Genomic DNA, 3,940 nt, shown 5'->3' on the forward strand with positions numbered 1-3,940 from the left:
CTTTACATTGCATGAAAAAAAAGAAAATAAAATATATATTTAAACTTATATGCCGCACAGATATTTTTATGATAAAAACATTGGAGACAAATTAATTTATAAACCTATGTACATCATCCATATGTATCCCAGGGTGCAATGAAATATTCAAACCATCTGCAATTACATCAGAAATATCTTCTATAAAACCATCTATTTCCTTAGGGGTAACCATTAGAGATCCCATATGGGGTGCCAAAACCTCATTTATAAGAGTCATCTTTTCCTCTCGATTAATATTCTTCAGCATTTCATAAAAGCTCTTTTCCTTCTGAGCTTGTTTAATAAGGTTATCAATAACCAAATCGATGGTATCATTTGCCATGGTAGCAGCATCAACTACAGTGGGCACACCTATTGCAATCACAGGGACTCCCATGCTTTTTTGACTTAATTCCTTTCTATTATTGCCAACCCCTGAGCCAGGATTTATACCTGTATCCGCAATCTGAATTGTCGTATTGACTCTTTCAAGTTTTCTTGAGGCCAAAGCATCTATTGCAATTACAAGATCAGGTTTAACCCGGTTTACCACTCCTAGTATTATCTCACTTGTCTCTATACCAGTAATACCCAAAACTCCAGGGGATAATGCACAAACAGATCTTACACTATCATCAATCTGATCTGGCAAAAATTCGGTCATATGTCTTGTGACCATTATTTTTTCAATGACCTTCGGTCCCAATGAATCTGGAGTGATGTTCCAATTCCCCAATCCTACCACCAGAATCACAGATTTGTCGTCTAGTTTTACCAGGCTTATTATCTCTTTAGCTAAAGTTCTACTCACATCCTCCATCAAATCAATATCTTTTTCTTTTAGTCTGGGAACTTCAATTGTTATATAGTTACCCACCGGTTTTCCCATCAATCTTGCACCAGTTTCATCTTCTATTCTTACCCTGGTTATTTTTATATCCTTATCTCCGTCTGTATCAACTCTAACCCCAGGAATGCTCTCTTTGCTTTTACTCTCATGAAATTCTTTTGCTTCCAAAGCTAAATCAGTTCTTATACTTGTCATATCTTTACCTCCGACATAATTCTTTTCATATCTTTTCTGCAGTAATATTATCAATATTTTTATGTATTATATGCATAATACATCTACACAATACTTTTAGGAGACTATTGCTTTTTAACATGCTGTGTGATAAAATACCATTTGTTAATTGATTTTTGAAGGAGGTGAATATATTGGCTAATATCAAATCAGCGATTAAAAGAATAAAAGTTGCAGAGTTCAAAACTCGTAGGAATAAGATGATTATATCCTCCTTGAAAACTTCAATAAAGAAATTCGAAGATTCAGTTAAGGCCGGAAATCTTGAGGAGGCTCAGAATCTATATAGAAAGGCTGTCAGCTTAATTGACAAGGCGGCTGCGAAAGGTACTATTCACAAAAACACAGCTGCTAGGAAAAAGTCCAGACTTTCAAACAAAATGAAGGCTGCAATGTAATAGAGTATAATAACCCTGGCATTTTGCCAGGGTTTTTGCTATTGTAGTTCAAAAGAAAGACACCTAGTGGAAGCTTTCACAATATAATTTGCTCAGGTTAATATTAAAGGAATTAAGGCTTTCCTATGAATTTTCAAAAAGAGAGATAAAAAGCATTTCAAATGAAAGCCGCTCATATAGTCTGCCGCTTTTAATATCTCTTTCACATAAGGTACATCTTTCAAGGGCTCTATCCAATATACTAAAACTCATTTTATCTATATGTCTCAAATAAAGCTTTACAGTATATTCGTGTATCTTGGCTTTTTGGGAAATTTCTTTTATACTTAATCCTTGATTTTTCAATTCTTTTATTTTTATCAGGTTTTTTATTCCTTTTGAAAGCATGGAGAGAATCATAAATGAATGTTCTCCTGCTAAAAGCATATCATTATATATTTTAAGGCTTTCTGAGATGTTCTTTTGCCAACAGGCGTCTATAAGCTTGAATATATCATTATCAAGGCTCTTTATTGATAACTGCTTCAAATGCTCTTCAGTAACTATTTTTTCGTCTCCCACATAAGCCAAAATCTTATTTATTTCATTCTGTACATGATATAGATTGGTGTCAGAATTCCTGTCCAGGTAACCAATATTATCAGCAAAATACTCCACAAGGGATGGGTTTATTACTTTTTCTGCTCTAGTAAAATGTCCTTTAATCCATTGGATCAAATCACCCTTACCTATCCTATCAAATTTATATACCTTACCCATCTTATTAATATACTTAAATAGCTTTTTTCTCCCATCTACATCACCGTGATTCATAAATATCAGACAAGTAGTTTCAGGCATTTCTGCAATAAACTTAAAGTCATCTGATTTATCATTAACCTTTGTCTCTTCAGTTTCTTCTTCATTGTTTTTTTTTGATTTTGACACAAGACCTGAATAATCCTTCACCAAGACTAACCTTTTTTCTCCGCAAAAGGGTAGAGAACTGCAAGCGTTCACTAAATTTGTTATTTCAAATGTGTCATCTTCAAAAACAGAGAGGTTGATTTCCGGGAAGCCTGTCAGTATATTATCCTTCAACTCTTCTACAGCTTTGTCCAGCAAAAACCTTTCGTTTCCATATAGCAAGTATAAATTGCTTATATCTCCGGATCTAAGATCGTTTATAAAAGACCTATACATATTATTCCTCCTAGGTTTATAGTCCATTTTTTATCTTACACTTGTTAATTCTAATTTTAGACCGTTTGTAATTATTTCTATTGCTCCATTGATATCTGTTCTATAAATAGTTGACCCAGCTTCCTCAATATTTTCCAATGTTTGTTTAGAAGGATGTCCGTAGAAATTCTTCCCAACAGTAATTAAAGATACCTTTGGTGAAACCTTTTCTATAAACTCCCTGCTGGAAGAAGTAAAACTGCCATGGTGCGGCACCTTCAAAACAGTAGACCCTATATCCTTATCCTTCAATATGTATTCCGCTTCTTTTTCTATATCTCCTGTAAATATCATTGAGAACTTTTTATATTTGAGTTTAGCAACTATTGAATTATTATTCTCATCTGAGGACGTTCCCTTTACCAGTTCATCAACTGGTGATAGAATCTCCATACAAATATCTTTTTCCAGCATCAGCTTATCATTTTCTCCAACATAGAATATGTTTGAACCTTTATTTCTTGATATATTTATCAGCATTTCAAGTTTATCATTGGAAAAGGGAGTTTTAGGCAGTACAACATTCTTTATATTAAATTCTTCAGCCACACTGATAAGCCCTTCTATATGATCCTCATGAATATGAGACAACATAATTGTATCAATACCCCATACACCTAGCTTTCGCAAGGCAGGTACTGTGATTTTCGTTCCCACATCATAGTAGTATTCACCTTCTGAGGCAGAACCCCCTCCATCTATCAATACATTTTTGCCTTTTGGTGTGGTTATGAGAATAGAATCCCCCTGTCCTACATCTAGAACTACTATTCTCAGATCATCATTGATAATATATTTTATACCAATGATTATCATAAATACAACTGCTGCCATGTATATGTAGAATCTCAATTTCCACATATAATAACCTATATTACCCTTATAATTGATGAACCCAAAAAGCAATAAATAGTATATCAAATAGATATAAATAGGCAATGAAGAAACATTTATGCCTGCTAAGGGAAGATTGCCAAAGATCTCTACTATCTTTATCAATAATGATATCAGATAGTAATCTGCTGCTAAAACATATATTGAGATAGTAGGTAAAAAAATTCCAAGAATAATGCCTGGAAAAGCTATAGCAATAATAGCAAAGGTTAGTGGTACAGCAATAATATTCAGAAATATATTCATTATAGATAAAAACTGAAAATAATGAATCAAGATAGGTGCTATTCCTAGCTGAATGGCTATGGATAAAGCAACTGAT

General features: G+C 33.4%; 4 protein-coding genes. 1 reads left to right on the top strand and 3 read right to left on the bottom strand.

Annotation, left to right across the window (positions count from 1 at the left end; all coding sequences use genetic code 11):
• Window positions 1-91: 91 nt before the first annotated feature.
• Entirely contained in the window at window positions 92-1,066 is a 975-nt protein-coding gene (gene gpr / locus ACESM9_RS14895; RefSeq protein ID WP_373000485.1) for a GPR endopeptidase, read from the bottom strand.
• 173 nt (window positions 1,067-1,239) lie between these two features.
• Between gpr and rpsT the strand changes: the two genes are divergently transcribed.
• Window positions 1,240-1,503 (top strand): 30S ribosomal protein S20, encoded by a 264-nt coding sequence (gene rpsT, locus ACESM9_RS14900; protein ID WP_373000488.1) that lies wholly within the window; start codon window positions 1,240-1,242, stop codon window positions 1,501-1,503.
• A 123-nt stretch (window positions 1,504-1,626) separates the two neighbouring features.
• Here rpsT and holA read toward each other — a convergent pair whose 3' ends face one another.
• Window positions 1,627-2,685 carry a DNA polymerase III subunit delta gene (gene holA / locus ACESM9_RS14905; protein WP_373000491.1) on the bottom strand — a complete coding sequence of 353 codons (1,059 nt, stop codon included), beginning with the start codon at window positions 2,683-2,685 and terminating at the stop codon, window positions 1,627-1,629.
• A 30-nt stretch (window positions 2,686-2,715) separates the two neighbouring features.
• Window positions 2,716-3,940, bottom strand: a 1,225-nt coding sequence (locus tag ACESM9_RS14910) for a ComEC/Rec2 family competence protein (RefSeq protein WP_373000495.1), incomplete at its 5' end; no start/stop codon positions are given.

This window comes from Lutispora sp. (assembly GCF_041687175.1).
In the GTDB taxonomy this organism is placed as follows: Bacteria; Bacillota; Clostridia; order Lutisporales; family Lutisporaceae; genus Lutispora.

Bases quoted from the DNA above. Each gene is read 5' to 3' on its own strand.
- holA (WP_373000491.1), bottom strand. From the start codon at position 2,685: ATGTATAGGTCTTTTATAAACGATCTTAGATCCGGAGATATAAGCAAT.
- gpr (WP_373000485.1), bottom strand. From the start codon at position 1,066: ATGACAAGTATAAGAACTGATTTAGCTTTGGAAGCAAAAGAATTTCAT.